General features: G+C 70.0%; 13 protein-coding genes and 1 tRNA gene. 3 read left to right on the plus strand and 11 right to left on the minus strand.

Annotated elements, in window-relative coordinates:
* Window positions 1-14 precede the first annotated feature (14 nt).
* Complete coding sequence (locus LXM50_RS11840; protein WP_233311521.1) at window positions 15-1,427, plus strand: APC family permease; 1,413 nt, start codon at window positions 15-17, stop codon at window positions 1,425-1,427.
* A 27-nt stretch (window positions 1,428-1,454) separates the two neighbouring features.
* On the opposite strand, the gene LXM50_RS11845 is transcribed toward LXM50_RS11840, so the two are convergent.
* The gene (locus LXM50_RS11845) at window positions 1,455-1,973 is read right to left on the minus strand and encodes a CGNR zinc finger domain-containing protein (RefSeq protein WP_233311522.1); all 519 of its coding nucleotides are present in this window, start codon (window positions 1,971-1,973) and stop codon (window positions 1,455-1,457) included.
* Window positions 1,974-1,998: 25 nt separating this feature from the next.
* Between LXM50_RS11845 and LXM50_RS11850 the strand changes: the two genes are divergently transcribed.
* Window positions 1,999-2,265 (plus strand): hypothetical protein, encoded by a 267-nt coding sequence (locus LXM50_RS11850; RefSeq protein ID WP_233311523.1) that lies wholly within the window; start codon window positions 1,999-2,001, stop codon window positions 2,263-2,265.
* Here LXM50_RS11850 and LXM50_RS11855 read toward each other — a convergent pair.
* Both LXM50_RS11855 and LXM50_RS11860 read right to left on the minus strand, forming a co-directional pair.
* Window positions 2,252-2,797: a DUF1697 domain-containing protein gene (locus LXM50_RS11855; protein WP_233311524.1), complete on the minus strand. Its 546-nt coding sequence runs from the start codon at window positions 2,795-2,797 to the stop codon at window positions 2,252-2,254. The genes LXM50_RS11850 and LXM50_RS11855 overlap by 14 nt on opposite strands.
* On the minus strand, window positions 2,794-3,453 hold the full coding sequence (locus LXM50_RS11860) for an isochorismatase family protein (RefSeq protein ID WP_233311525.1): 660 nt from the start codon (window positions 3,451-3,453) through the stop codon (window positions 2,794-2,796). The genes LXM50_RS11855 and LXM50_RS11860 overlap by 4 nt, the downstream gene beginning before the upstream one ends.
* A 235-nt stretch (window positions 3,454-3,688) precedes the next feature.
* Between LXM50_RS11860 and LXM50_RS11865 the strand changes: the two genes are divergently transcribed.
* Window positions 3,689-4,816, plus strand: coding sequence for an epoxide hydrolase family protein (locus tag LXM50_RS11865; protein WP_233311526.1), 1,128 nt, complete (start codon window positions 3,689-3,691; stop codon window positions 4,814-4,816).
* Window positions 4,817-4,905: 89 nt separating this feature from the next.
* Here the strand turns inward: LXM50_RS11865 and LXM50_RS11870 are convergent.
* From LXM50_RS11870 to LXM50_RS11905, 8 genes are all read right to left on the minus strand, one after another.
* Window positions 4,906-4,978, minus strand: a tRNA-Thr gene (locus LXM50_RS11870).
* Between the two features lie 183 nt (window positions 4,979-5,161).
* Window positions 5,162-6,718: an alpha/beta hydrolase gene (locus tag LXM50_RS11875; protein ID WP_233311527.1), complete on the minus strand. Its 1,557-nt coding sequence runs from the start codon at window positions 6,716-6,718 to the stop codon at window positions 5,162-5,164.
* Window positions 6,715-7,872 carry a DNA polymerase III subunit delta' gene (locus LXM50_RS11880; RefSeq protein ID WP_233311528.1) on the minus strand — a complete coding sequence of 386 codons (1,158 nt, stop codon included), beginning with the start codon at window positions 7,870-7,872 and terminating at the stop codon, window positions 6,715-6,717. The genes LXM50_RS11875 and LXM50_RS11880 overlap by 4 nt, the downstream gene beginning before the upstream one ends.
* A gap of 67 nt (window positions 7,873-7,939) precedes the next feature.
* Window positions 7,940-8,569 carry a dTMP kinase gene (tmk, locus tag LXM50_RS11885; RefSeq protein WP_233311529.1) on the minus strand — a complete coding sequence of 210 codons (630 nt, stop codon included), beginning with the start codon at window positions 8,567-8,569 and terminating at the stop codon, window positions 7,940-7,942.
* On the minus strand, window positions 8,566-11,406 hold the full coding sequence (topA, locus tag LXM50_RS11890) for a type I DNA topoisomerase (protein WP_233311530.1): 2,841 nt from the start codon (window positions 11,404-11,406) through the stop codon (window positions 8,566-8,568). The genes tmk and topA overlap by 4 nt, the downstream gene beginning before the upstream one ends.
* 261 nt (window positions 11,407-11,667) lie before the next feature.
* Complete coding sequence (locus LXM50_RS11895; RefSeq protein ID WP_233311531.1) at window positions 11,668-12,009, minus strand: Rv3654c family TadE-like protein; 342 nt, start codon at window positions 12,007-12,009, stop codon at window positions 11,668-11,670.
* A 73-nt stretch (window positions 12,010-12,082) separates the two neighbouring features.
* A complete protein-coding gene (locus LXM50_RS11900) occupies window positions 12,083-12,517 on the minus strand; it encodes a TadE family protein (protein ID WP_233311532.1) in 435 nt (144 codons plus the stop codon).
* On the minus strand, window positions 12,514-12,789 hold the full coding sequence (locus tag LXM50_RS11905) for a DUF4244 domain-containing protein (RefSeq protein WP_233311533.1): 276 nt from the start codon (window positions 12,787-12,789) through the stop codon (window positions 12,514-12,516). Before LXM50_RS11905 ends, LXM50_RS11900 begins: the two co-directional genes overlap by 4 nt.
* Window positions 12,790-12,797 lie beyond the last annotated feature (8 nt).

Consider the following 12,797-nt stretch of genomic DNA (forward strand, 5'->3'; position numbering starts at 1 on the left):
GGACGATCCCCACGATGTCAACGCTGCCATCCCACTCCACCGTCGCCGCCGGCGATGATCAGCTCGCGCACGCCGTGACGCACGAGCCCGGGTCTCTCAAGCGCACACTGAAACTGCGCCATCTGGTCTTCATCGGCCTCGCCTACATGGCGCCGCTCGCGGTGTTCGACATGTTCGGGATCGTCGCCGATCAGACCAGCGGCCACGTGCCGCTCGCGTACCTCGTGGTGCTGGTCGCGGTGCTCTTCACGGCGTTCAGCTACTCGCGCATGGTGCGGTTCTTCCCGATCGCAGGATCCGCCTACACCTACGCGAAGGAGTCGATCCACCCGTCGGTCGGCTTCCTCGTGGGGTGGGCGGCGACGCTCGACTACCTGCTGCTGCCGATGATCAACGCGATCCTGTCCGGGATCTACATGGGCGCGATCTATCCCGGCGTGCCGTTCTGGGTGTGGGTGCTGCTCACCGTCGTCATCTGCACCGCGCTCAACCTGGTCGGCGTGCGACTCGCGGCGAGCATGAACGTGATCCTGGTCGGGATCCAGCTCATCGTCGCCGTCCTGTTCGTGGTGCTCGCGGTCGTGAACATCGCGAACGGCGCCAACGGCGCGGCCTTCACCGTGCGGCCGTTCTTCTCCGACGACATCCAGGCGGCGGCACTCGCCGGCGGCGCCGCGATCCTCGCCCTCTCCTTCCTCGGCTTCGACGCCGTCTCCACGCTCGCCGAGGAGGCGGAGCGCCCGACCAGGGACATCCCGCGCGCGATCTTCCTCATCGTCGCCGCAGCGGGAGCCTTCTTCCTCACCGTGACCTACGTCATGCAGACGCTGTTCCCCGACGTCGCGAAGCTCGAGAACATCGTCGGAGCCTCCCCCGAGATCGCGAAGTACATCGGCGGCGCCGCGTTCCAGGCGATCTTCGTCGGCGGCTACATGATGGCGGTGCTGGGCTGCGGCATCACGCAGCAGATGAGCGCAGCGCGCCTGCTCTACGCGATGGGCCGCGACGGCGCCCTGCCGAAGCGACTGTTCGGCCGGGTGAACCCACGCACCGGCGTCCCCGTCGCGAACGTCCTCATCGTCGCCGCGATCGCCCTGACCGCGCTGTTCGTGAACCTCGAGCAGGCGTCGTCGATGATCAACTTCGGTGCGTTCATCGCCTTCACGTTCGTGAACCTCTCGGTGATCTTCGTGTTCTTCCGATTCATCACCAGGCGCACGATCGGATCCTGGATCGGCTTCGTCGTCATCCCCGCGGTCGGCGTCGTGATCAATGTGGCGCTCTGGCTCAGCCTCGACGGGATCTCGATGATCATCGGCGGCGCCTGGACCGCGATCGGCGTCGTCTACCTGCTCATCACAACGCGCGGCTTCCGGGCCGCTCCGCCCGACCTGACCGGCCCGATCAACGTCGGCATGTACGACTGACCGACGGCCGGCACCGGGCGCCGCGCCTCATGCGCGTTTCGCCCGGTGCCGGCGCACGGCGTCGCGGTTGGCGCAGCGCACCGAGCAGTAGCGCTGCCGCCCGTTGCGGGTCACATCGGCCACGACATTCGTGCACGGCGCCGCCGCGCAGCGCCCCAGTCGCGTCATCCCTCGTGTGACCAGGTGCAGTGAGGTGCCGACGGCGATCACGGCGCGCAGCACACGGGGCAGCGAATCCTCCTCGCCGCGGTAGTGCAGATGCCAGCCTTCGCCGTCGTGGTCCGTGAGCCGCGGGTACGCCGCCGCCGTGGCCATCTGCGCGTTCAGCAGCACTGCGCGCTCCTCCGGCGTCGGGGCGTCGACGACGCGCAGCCAGTCGTCGATCACCCGCCGGGTGTCGGCGTGGTCTCCGGTCCCTGCGGGAAAGACCATCGTCATCCCGAAGTCGCGGGTGCGCTGCTCGATGCCGACACGATCGGACGGCCAGTCGTTGGCGAGCGATGCCGCCATCAGGACCGCATACTCGCCGTAAGGGTTGAGATGCATAACGGCATTACATCATCGTGGGGGCATGACCGCCGCATCCACCCCCGACACCGCATCGATCCCCCTCACGGCTCCGGATCCGCTCCGACCCGCTCCCGCGCACGAGCATGCCTGGAGGACGCGGTCCCGGCACAGGACGTCCGAGGGCACGTTGCTGTACGTCCGCTGCGTGACCTGCGGCGCGCAACGCGTGGATCTGCATGCCGCAGACTCTGCGGCTCCGACCGCGCTCAGCCGCGCGCTCGGGGCCGGCGCGGCCGACGGGCCGGCCGAAGGCGTCAGCCGGCCGTGAGCTCGACGAGCTTCCGCACCGTGCGGAGGTTGCGCGCGGTACCGGCGACACCCAGCGCGCGATCGAGCACCGCGCGCGTGAGCTTGCTCGAGTGCACTCCCCCGGCGCCGAAATCGATCCACAGGTCGTTTCCGCGCAGGGCGATCCGTTCGCCGGGCTGCAGTCGCTCATTCAGCGTCTCGACCGCATCGGCCAGCGGCACTCCCTCGAGGAACATCGCGTGCAGCATCTTGTCGGCCGCAGCATCGGGGAACGGGTTCTCCTCGATCGCCCGGACCAGCTCGTGGTGCGTGCGCAGGATCACGGGCGTGTTCACGCCGAACGCGTCGTGGATCAGGGTCCGCACCTCCGCGCACACCGCCGGCGGATCCGCCGGGGCGTCGCAGATGACGTTGCCGCTGGCGATGTAGGTGGTCACCGCGCCGAACCCTCCGCGGTCGTTCATGAGCGCACGCAGCTCCGCCATCGGCACCCTGTTCGCGCCGCTCACGTTCACGGCGCGCAGCAGCAGCGCGCAGCGTTCGACGGTCATTCGGCGGAGCCGTCGGTCGGCTGGTCGGAGACATCCGCGGAACCGGCGGGCGCCGTGCCGTCGGCCGGAGCATCCCGTCGGTCGGCGCTCGGCACGAGCTCGGCCCCGGCATGCGCGAGCTCGGCGAGCGCTGCGGCGCTCGATTCGGCGCCGACGCCCGCGACGAGGTCGGTCAGGATCCGCACGTGCACGCCGTGTGCGATCGCGTCGGACGCGGAGGCGCGCACGCAGTGGTCGGTCGCGATGCCGACGACGTCGGCGGTGAGCACGCTGTGCGCGGACAGGATCGCGGCGACCGTCTCGTCCGTCTCCGTCACACCCTCGAACATGGAGTAGGCGGGCTTGCCCTGCCCCTTGCGCACGTGGTGGGTGACGGAGGCGGTGTCCAGCAGCGGGTCGTAGTCGGCGCCCGTGGTGCCGGCGACGCAGTGCACGGGCCAGCTGTCGACGTAGTCGGGCGCCTCGGAGAAGTGTCCGCCGTTGTCCCCCGTCGCGTCGTGCCAGTCCCGCGAGGCGATGATGACGTCGTAGTCGTCCGCGTGCTCGTGCAGCAGCGCGGTGACGCCGCGGGCGACCGCGTCACCGCCGGCCACGGCGAGGGCGCCCTCCTCGGTGAAGTCGTTCTGGACGTCGACGATCAGCAGTGCACGGGACATGCTCCGAGCGTACGCCGGAACGACGAAGCCCCCTCCGAGGAGGGAGTTTCCCGTCGAGTCGAACCCCGACCTGCGGCGCACGCTGTTTCCTCGCCATGGCGCTGACTCGCCTGGCTTGTGCACGACGGAAGCGTTCCTTACGCTCGAGACAGCTCCAAGATCCACGCCGCGGCCCCCCATCCGTGCCGTGGTCCGCCGTGTCTTTCGGTTCTGTCCGCGCCTGGGAAGGGCGACGATGATCCCTCGTCTCAACCATCCGTCCGATCTCGAGGATCTTCGGCGCCGGCTTCGCGCGACCCGCTGGCCCGAGCCGTGGCCGGAGGTCGGATGGGAGGCGGGGACTCGACTCGTCGAGCTGCAGCGTCTCGTCGCCTACTGGGCCGATGGTTTCGATGCGGACGCACAGCAGCACCGGATCGAGGCGCTTCCCTGGCGTTCGGCCGACCTCGATGGCACGCCTGTCGGCTACCTGCGCTTCGACCCTGTCACGCCGGGCTCCGCTCTGCCGATCGTCCTGACCAATGGCTGGCCGAGCAGCGCGCTCGAGCTCGTGGATCTGGCCGAGCGCCTCTCGAACCCCTCCCGTTTCGCGGCTGACCCGTCCGATGCCCGCACCGTCATCGTGCCGGCACTGCCCGGCTTCCCGTTCTCGCCTCAGCGACCGACCCTCACCGGGCAGACGCACGAGCTGTGGCACCGGCTGATGACCGCCGAGCTCGGATTCCCGCGGTACATCGCACACGGCGGTGATCTCGGCGCCGGGATCACCTCCCGTCTGGCGCAGGCGCACCCCGAACACCTCGCCGGCATCCACCTTCTCGCCGTGGCGGCACCGCGTGAGGTCGACTCCGAGACCCTCACCGATGACGAGCGCGACCATCTCGAGCGTGTGCAGAGATGGATCTCGACGGAGGGCGCCTACCAGCACCAGCACCAGACCCGCCCGCTCACGCTCGCCCCGGCGCTCTCCGACTCGCCGGCCGGGCTGCTCTCCTGGATCCTGGAGAAGCACCGGGCATGGAGCGACTGCGGAGGAGTCCTCTCGACCCGATTCTCAGACGACTATCTCCTCACCCTCGCGTCGCTGTACTGGTCCACGAACTCGATCGGGACCTCGCTCCGGCCCTACTACGAGTTCGCCGCAGGACTCACGACTCGGGTCGACCGCGTATCGGTGCCCACCGCGGTCGCACTCTTCCCGCACGACCTCACCCGCCCTCCGCGCAGCTGGGCGGAGCGCACCTATGACGTCGTGCGGTACACCGTCATGCCCCGTGGCGGGCATTTCGCGCCGCATGAAGAGCCGGCGCTCCTCGCCGCGGACATCACAGAGTTCGCACGGTCCCTGCCCCGGGTCGGCTGACCGCACACCGCAGCAGGAGAGGACGACGTCAGCATCGGTGCGACCAGGCCGAACGACGAAACCCCCTCCGAGGAGGGGGTTTCAGGTCGAGCCGCCCAAGGGAATCGAACCCTTGACCTTTTCATTACGAGTGAAATGCTCTGCCGACTGAGCTAGGGCGGCGCACACCCTGACGGATGCGCATGCGGGCGAACCGCACGATCAACGATCTTACCCTGTCCGCGGGTGTGCTGCGAACCACGCGCACCCCGGGCGCGGCACCGTCAGGCGACGGCCGTCCCGAACGTCGCCGCTTGCGGCGGACCTCGCCATCCGGGCAGGACCTCACCGCCCGCGCCGGACGGGCTACTCGCAGCGGATGCCCGCCTTGTCCGGCACGGTGCCGTCCACGAAGTAGGCGTCCACGGCGTCGTCCACGCACGAGTTGCCCTTGTTGTAGCCGGTGTGGCCCTCGCCGACGCGGGTGATGAGGATCCCGCCCTCGAGCTGCTTCGCAAGCGACTCGGCCCAGGCGTAGGGCGTCGCGGGGTCGTTGGTCGTGCCGATCACGAGGATGGGACCCGAGCCGGCCGCGGTGATCTCACCGCGCTTGCCCGTCGGCGGATACGGCCACTGCTCACAGGGATCGGGGCCGTCCCAGTAGGGGGCGATCGTCGGAGCCTCGGCCTTGATCTTGGCATCGGATGCCGCCTTGGCCGCCGCGTCGTTCTCCAGGGGGTAATCCATGCAGTTGTACGCGCGGAACGCCTCGGTCGAGTTGTCGGTGTATTTCCCGTTCTCGCGGTTGTTGTAGAAGTCAGCGAGCTGGAACGCCACGGAGGGGTCGCCCTTCAGCACCGCCGTGAGCGACTGGGTCAGGTACGACCAGCTGTCCTGCGAGTACAGCGCCGCGACGATCGAGGTCATCAGCGTGTCCGCACCCAGCATGCGGCCGTCGGTGTTCTTCTGCGGCGAGCGGTCGACGCTCGCGAGGAGAGCGCCGAGGTCGCCCATGGCATCGTCGACCGTGCCCTGGAACGGGCACTTCTTGCCCTTCAGGCAATCGGCCATGTAGGCGCGCAGGGCGGATTCGAATCCGATCGCCTGCGTCGTGCTCACGTCGAGATTGGAGACCGCCGGATCCAGTGCGCCGTCGAGCACGAGGTGCCCGACACGGTCCGGGTAGAGCTCGGCGTAGGTCGCGCCGAGGAACGTGCCGTAGGAGTAGCCGAGGTAGTTCAGCTTCTTGTCCCCCAGCACGGCGCGCAGCAGGTCCATGTCACGCGCGGAGTTCACCGTGGTGATGTACGGCAGGATCCCCTTGCTGTTCTGCTCGCAGGCGTCGGCGAAGCTCTTGTTGGCGCTCTTCTGCGCCGCGGTCCACTCGTCGCCGCCGCGCGCACCGGGGCGGATCGAGTACAGGTAGTCGTCCATCTGCGACGCATCGAAGCACTTCACCGCGGTCGAGGATCCGACGCCGCGAGGATCGAAGCCGATGACGTCGTAGTTCTTGGAGAGCGTCGGGCTGACCGCATAGTCGAGGCTCGACTTGATCAGTTCGAGTCCGCTCGCCCCGGGACCACCGGGGTTGGTCAGAAGCGATCCCTTCGAGGCGCCGGTCGCCTTGTGGCGCACCACGGCCAGATCGAGGGTCCCCTTCCCGGGGTCGTCCCAATCGAGCGGGGTCTTCACCGTGGTGCAATCCATCCCGCCTCCGCATGCGGACCAGCTGAGGGTCTGCCCGTAGAACGACTTCAGGTCGTCGGCGACGCCCGAGGTGTCGGGGCTCGCCGTCGGCCTCGCCGACGAGGATCCGGCCGGAATCATCGCATACAGACAGCCGGTGAGCGCCAACGCGGCGACGACAAGCCCCGCCGTCACCGTCGTGATGCGGCGGAGTCTCGAAGCGGAACGGGTGTTCATGGTCTCCTCCCGCTCGTGACGGTCACGAGCAAGCTCTCGAGGGCGAGCGCCGGGGCGACGTTGCGCTCCAGCGATTCCCTGGTCTCGGCGAGATGGTCCAGCACGATCAGGGTGCGCTCCGGCGGCCACGCGGCGGCGAGGGCGGAGAGCTCGGGCGCGAGCTCGGCGTTGATGAGCACGTCGCCGCGGCCGAACTGCAGCATCACCACGTCACGGAACAGCGACTGCAGGTCGGTGAGGACCCGGTCGAGGCCGTCGCGCACGCTGCGCTTGGCGCGCTGCTTCTGCTCGTCCTCGAGCGCGTTGACCTGCGAGCGCACGGCGGGCGGGACTGCCTGTCCCTCGGCGATCCCCACGGTGTGCAGCAACGCGCGCCGCTCGGCCTCGTCGCGTTCGACCGTGAGCACCTTCGCGTCGTCCGTCGCGGCCTGCACGATCTGCCCCGCGACCTCGACGGCGTCGCTGACTCCTCGCGCGCTCAGCACGGCGCGCAGCGTCTGCTCGCGGCGGGCGCGCGCCGCCTCATCGGTCGCAAGCCGCTGCGCCATGCCGATGTGCCGCTGCGCGTGGCGGGCGGCCTGTTCGGCGATGGCCGGATCCGCACCGGTGCGACGCACGATGAGCTCGGCGACCGAGGCCACATCGGGCTCGCGCAGCCGCAACGACCGCACGCGGGAGCGGATCGTGGGCAGCAGATCCGCCTCACTCGGCGCGCACAGGATCCACACCGTCTGCTCCGGCGGCTCCTCGAGCGCCTTCAGCAGCACGTTGGAGGTGCGTTCGGTCATGCGATCGGCGTCCTCGACGACGATCACGCGATACCGCCCGCTGGACGGCCCGAAGTAGGACCGTTCGACGAGCGCGCGGGCTTCGGCGATCGAGATGATCACCTTCTCCGTGCGGAGCACGGTCACGTCGGGGTGGGTGCCGGCGAGCACCTGGCGCATGGTCTGCTCGTCGTCAGGCCCTTCGGCGATCAGGGACGCGGCGAAGGCGGTGGCGAGCGTCGACCGGCCGGAGCCGGGCGGACCCGTGATGAGCCACGCGTGCGACATCGCCGCAGGATCGGTGACCGCGGCCTGCAGCGTCTCGACCGCGGCGTCCTGCCCCCACACGTCCGTCCACGGGAAAGGGGCGAGAACGGTGGCCGGCATGCGGTCAAGCCTAACCGCGGGGAGTGACATCGCGCGCCTCGTCCACGGGTGGGCTGCTCGACGGAGCTCAGGCCAGCAGCCCCGCCACCCTGGCGCGCACCGCGGCCGCGATCTCGTCCGGTTCCTGTGCGGCGTCGACGACGAGGAAGCGCTCGGGCTCCGCCGCCGCCAGCGCGAGGAAGGATTCGCGCACGCGCCGGTGGAACTCCTCGCGTTCGGCCTCGAGCCGGTCGAACGGCTTCTCGGCCGAGTCCAGACGCCGGCGGGCAAGGGCGGGATCCAGGTCGAGCAGCACCGTGAGATCGGGCAGAGCGCCTTCGGCGGCCCACAGCGAGAGTCCGCGCACCTCGTCCGCATCCAGCACCCGGCCCGCGCCCTGGTAGGCGACCGACGAGTCGAGATAGCGGTCCTGGATCACGACCTCGCCGCGATCGAGCGCGGGACGCACCACCGTCGCGACGTGGTGCGCGCGGTCGGCCGCGTACAGCAGCGCCTCGGCCCGGGGGGCGATGTCGCCGCGGTGATGCAGAACGATGTCGCGGATCAGCACGCCCACCTCGGATCCGCCGGGCTCGCGCGTGCGCAGGACCTTCCGGTCCTGGCCGCGCAGCCACTCCTCCAGCAGCGCGGCCTGGGTGGTCTTGCCCGTCCCGTCGCCGCCCTCGAGCGTGATCCAGAGGCCGCGGCCCGCGCTCACGCGCCGGCCTGCTTCTTCGCCGCGTTGGCGGCCCGGGTGGCCGCGGCCTTCTTCGCGGCGGCGGAGCGGGCGGCGGCCTTCTCATCGTCGGTCTTGGCTGCTGCGGCCTTCGCCGGTGCCTTCTTCGCCGGCGTCTTGGCAGGGGCCTTCTTCGCCGGCGCCTTCTTCGCCGCAGCGGCGCGGGATCCGCGCTTGGGCGCAGGCCCCTTCGCGCGCTTGTCCGCCAGCATCTGCACGGCGATCTCGAACGTGATGTCCTGCACCTGCTGGCCACGCGGGATGGTCACGTTGGTCTCGCCGTCGGTGACGTACGCGCCGAAGCGGCCGTCGCGGATCCGGATCGGCTTGCCGCTCACAGGATCCGCCTCGAACTCGGCGAGCGCGCTGGACGCCCGCCGGGCGCCGTATTTGGGCTGCGCGTAGACCGCCAGCGCCTGCTCGAGGCTGATGTCGAAGATCTGCTGCTCGCTCTCGAGCGAGCGGGAGTCCGCGCCCTTCTTCAGGTACGGCCCGAACCGGCCGTTCTGCGCGGTGATCTCCTCTTCGGTCGCGGGATCCACACCCACCACGCGCGGCAGTTCGAGGAGCTTCAGCGCCGTGTCGAGGTCGATCGTGTCGACCGACATCGAGCGGAACAATGAGGCGGTGCGCGGCTTGGGCGCCGCCTCCTTCTTCGCTCCCCGCTTCGGCTTGGGCGCCTCGACGACCTCGCCGGTCGCCTCATCGACCTGGTCGTCGTCGGAGACCGGATCGTTCTCCTGGATGTACGGGCCGAAGCGGCCGTCCTTGACGACGATGACCTTGCCGTTGTCGGGGTTCTCGCCGAGCACGCGGTCGCCGGCAACGGGGGCGTCGATGAGCTCCTGCGCCTTCGCCGCGGTCAGCTCGTCGGGAGCCAGATCCTCCGGCACGTTGACGATGCGCGGCTTCGCATCGGGATGCGCCGGGTCGGCGACCTCGAGGTACGGGCCATACTTGCCGAACCGGAGTGTGGCGGTGTCGGTGATCCGCGTGGCGTTCAGCGCCCGCGCGTCGATCTCGCCCAGGTTGTCGACCACCTGGCGGAGGCCGACCTGCGTGTCGTTGCCGTAGTAGAAGGAGTGCAGCCACTCGATGCGCTTCTGCTCGCCACGGGCGATCGCGTCGAGGTCGTCCTCGAGGGCGGCGGTGAAGTCGTAGTCGATGAGATCGGCGAAGTGCTGCTCGAGCAGGCGCACCACGCTGAACGCCATCCACGTCGGCACGAGGGCCTGACCGCGCTTGGTCGCGTAGCCGCGGTCGATCACGGTGCCGATGATGCTGGCGAACGTGGAAGGCCGCCCGATGCCGTGCTCCTCGAGCGCCTTGACCAGCGATGCCTCGGTATAGCGCGGCTTCGGGGTGGTGCGGTGCGGCTTCGCCTCAGCGTCCGCGACACGGAGCACGTCACCGACGGCGACCGCCGGAAGCGACTGATTCTCCGCGGCGTCGGCGGCGTTGCGGCGCTCGTCCTTGCCCTCCTCATAGGCCTCCAGGAAGCCCTTGAAGGTGTACACCGTGCCGGACGCGGTGAACTCCGCGTTCTTCCCATCGGCGTCCACGGCGATCGTGACGGTGGTGGTCTCGTACTTCGCGTCGGACATCTGGCTCGCGACGGTGCGCTTCCAGATCAGGTCGTAGAGGCGCAGCTCCTCGCGGTCGAGCTGGCCGGAGACGGACGCCGGCGTGCGGAACTGCTCACCCGACGGCCGGATGGCCTCGTGCGCCTCCTGCGCGTTCTTGCTCTTGCCCTTGTACACGCGGGGCTTCAGGGGTACGGCCGCATCGCCGTAGAGCGCGACCGCCTGCGACCGCGCCGCCTGCACCGCCTGGGTGCTGAGGGCGACCGAGTCGGTGCGCATATAGGTGATGTAGCCCTTCTCGTAGAGGCGCTGGGCGACGCTCATCGCCTGCTTCGCGCTCATCGAGAGCTTCCGCCCCGCCTCCTGCTGCAGCGTGGAGGTGGTGAAGGGTGCGTAGGGGCTGCGGGTGCCGGGCTTCGCCTCGACCTTCGTGACGCTGCCGGATCCGACCGCGTCGACGGCGGCGGCGAGCGCTGCGGCCGCCTTCTCGTCGAGGATGACGACGGCCTTCTTCAGGGCGCCGTTGTCGTCGAAGTCCGTGCCGCGGGCGATCGCGCCGCCGTCCAGGCGGACCAGCCGCACGGTGAAGGCGGAGCCCGAGGCGGACGCCATGGCGTCCACATCCCAGTACTCCGCTGACACGAACGCCATGCGCTCGCGCTCGCGGTCCACGATCATGCGGGTGGCGGCGGACTGCACGCGGCCCGCGGAGAGCCCGGACTTGACCTTGTACCAGAGCACCGGGGAGACGTCCCAGCCGTACAGGCGGTCCAGGATCCGGCGGGTCTCCTGCGCGTCGACGAGTGCGAGGTCGAGCTCGCGGGTGTTTCCGACGGCGGCCTGGATCGCGTCCTTGGTGATCTCGTGGAAGACCATGCGCTTGACCGGCACCTTGGGCTTCAGGGTCTCCAGAAGATGCCAGGCGATGGCCTCGCCTTCGCGGTCCTCATCGGTGGCGAGCAGGAGTTCGTCGGCGGTCTTGAGCGCGCGCTTGAGCTCGGCGACGGTCTTGGTCTTGCGATCGGAGACGACGTAGTAGGGGTCGAAGTCGTGGTCGACGTCGATCGAGTACTTGCCGTACGCCTGCTTGTCAGCGGCCGGGATGTCCTTCTTGTCGGCGAGGTCACGGATGTGTCCCACCGAGCTGAGCACCTCGAAGCCGTCGCCGAGATAGCCCTGGATGGACCTCATCTTCGTCGGGGACTCGACGATGACAAGCTTCTTGCCTTGCGCCACGGGTGCGTCCTTTCGTCGAAGCACACCATACACACCGTGTCGGAGCCGGGCGCTCAGCACGATGTCGACGTCGCCTGCAGGGGCTTCGGGTTCTCCTGCACAGATTCGGGCGTCGTTCGGGAATCCAGCGTACGCCGCTGCGACCTGGGCGAAGGCCACGTGTCCGCGCCGCGGAGCGCCTCACCCTTCTCCACGATCGACCGCGGGGGCCGCGCAAACGGCCCGGATACGCCACCCTCGCCCCGCCCGTCGCAGGCGGCGTCATCCACTGTCTTCCGCTGCGCCGGGCGGACCGGCGCGGGCGCTGGCGACGACCGGTAGTCCGACATAGGCCGTGGTCACCCGCACCGTCGCGATGAGGCCGTCGATGCGGCACTCCTCGACCTCCGTGCGGTGCGCGGCGGCGATCCGCTCCGCGACGGCGCAGGCGTCGTCGCCGGTGATGACCGCGCCACTCGTGACGTCGGCGACCGCGAGCGCCGCGGCATCGGCCGCTCCGGCGGCACGCTGCGAAGTCGCTCCCGCTCCGCCGACCGCGGCGGCCCCGAACGCCAAGGTGCCCGCGATCGCGAGCCCGCCGATCGCGAGCGCAGTCCCGCCCATCAGCCGCCACCTCCATCCGTCTGCGCCCTCGGCGAGCGCGCAGCCGCGCATCCCGCCCGCGCGGGCCGAACGCTCATCGACCGCCCTCCAAGGCACAACCCGTCGCTCGCATGGGAACGGAGATGCTCCCGAGGATCCGGGTATCGACCCCGGCCGTGACGCAGACGAGGCCGTCGCTGCGGCTCACCGCGATCCCCGCCGCCGGATCCGCCCTCCGGACCACCGCATCGGCGTCACCGTCGGCATCACCGCGCCCGAGGATCCGTGCAGCATCAGCCGCCGCATCCTGCAGCGAGACGAGCCGAGTCCCGGCGCCGACCACCCCGGCGCCGAGCAGCATCACGAGCACGACGATCGGCAGGGCGACCGCGAGCTCCGCCGTCGCAGAGCCGCGCTGCCGGTCGTGACCGCCCGCTCCAGGGAACGCGCGATCCCGGCCAGTGGTCCTGGGGAGTCTCGCGTCGCCGTCGGGCGGGCGACGCCCACGCTCGGCGCGGTGCGTCGTCATGCCACCGTCAGCGCGCGGCGCACGAGATCCGTCAGGATCCCCCGCACCTCGTCGCTGCGCATGATGACGACGAGCAGTCCGGCGAAGGCGACGGCCGCCATCGTGGCGATGGCGTACTCCGCCGTGGCGGCACCGGTGTCGTCGCCGAACAGCAGGGCCGCACTGCGTCGCGTGAGCGGTGGCAGGGAGCCGGTGATCGGCGCCGACGGCGTCGCGTCGGCCGGACGGGTCGGCGAGGTCGGCGCGTCGGCCACAGGATGGATCTGGTTCATGATGTTCC

Origin of the sequence: Microbacterium sp. Au-Mic1, assembly GCF_021341785.1 — a bacterium.
GTDB lineage: Bacteria > Actinomycetota > Actinomycetes > Actinomycetales > Microbacteriaceae > Microbacterium.

Coding starts and splice junctions, on each gene's coding strand:
- LXM50_RS11840 (WP_233311521.1), top strand. CDS start 15: ATGTCAACGCTGCCATCCCACTCCACCGTCGCCGCCGGCGATGATCAG.
- LXM50_RS11845 (WP_233311522.1), bottom strand. CDS start 1,973: ATGCATCTCAACCCTTACGGCGAGTATGCGGTCCTGATGGCGGCATCG.
- LXM50_RS11850 (WP_233311523.1), top strand. CDS start 1,999: ATGACCGCCGCATCCACCCCCGACACCGCATCGATCCCCCTCACGGCT.
- LXM50_RS11855 (WP_233311524.1), bottom strand. CDS start 2,797: ATGACCGTCGAACGCTGCGCGCTGCTGCTGCGCGCCGTGAACGTGAGC.
- LXM50_RS11860 (WP_233311525.1), bottom strand. CDS start 3,453: ATGTCCCGTGCACTGCTGATCGTCGACGTCCAGAACGACTTCACCGAG.
- LXM50_RS11865 (WP_233311526.1), top strand. CDS start 3,689: ATGATCCCTCGTCTCAACCATCCGTCCGATCTCGAGGATCTTCGGCGC.
- LXM50_RS11875 (WP_233311527.1), bottom strand. CDS start 6,718: ATGAACACCCGTTCCGCTTCGAGACTCCGCCGCATCACGACGGTGACG.
- LXM50_RS11880 (WP_233311528.1), bottom strand. CDS start 7,872: ATGCCGGCCACCGTTCTCGCCCCTTTCCCGTGGACGGACGTGTGGGGG.
- LXM50_RS11895 (WP_233311531.1), bottom strand. CDS start 12,009: ATGGGCGGGACTGCGCTCGCGATCGGCGGGCTCGCGATCGCGGGCACC.
- LXM50_RS11900 (WP_233311532.1), bottom strand. CDS start 12,517: ATGACGACGCACCGCGCCGAGCGTGGGCGTCGCCCGCCCGACGGCGAC.
- LXM50_RS11905 (WP_233311533.1), bottom strand. CDS start 12,789: ATGAACCAGATCCATCCTGTGGCCGACGCGCCGACCTCGCCGACCCGT.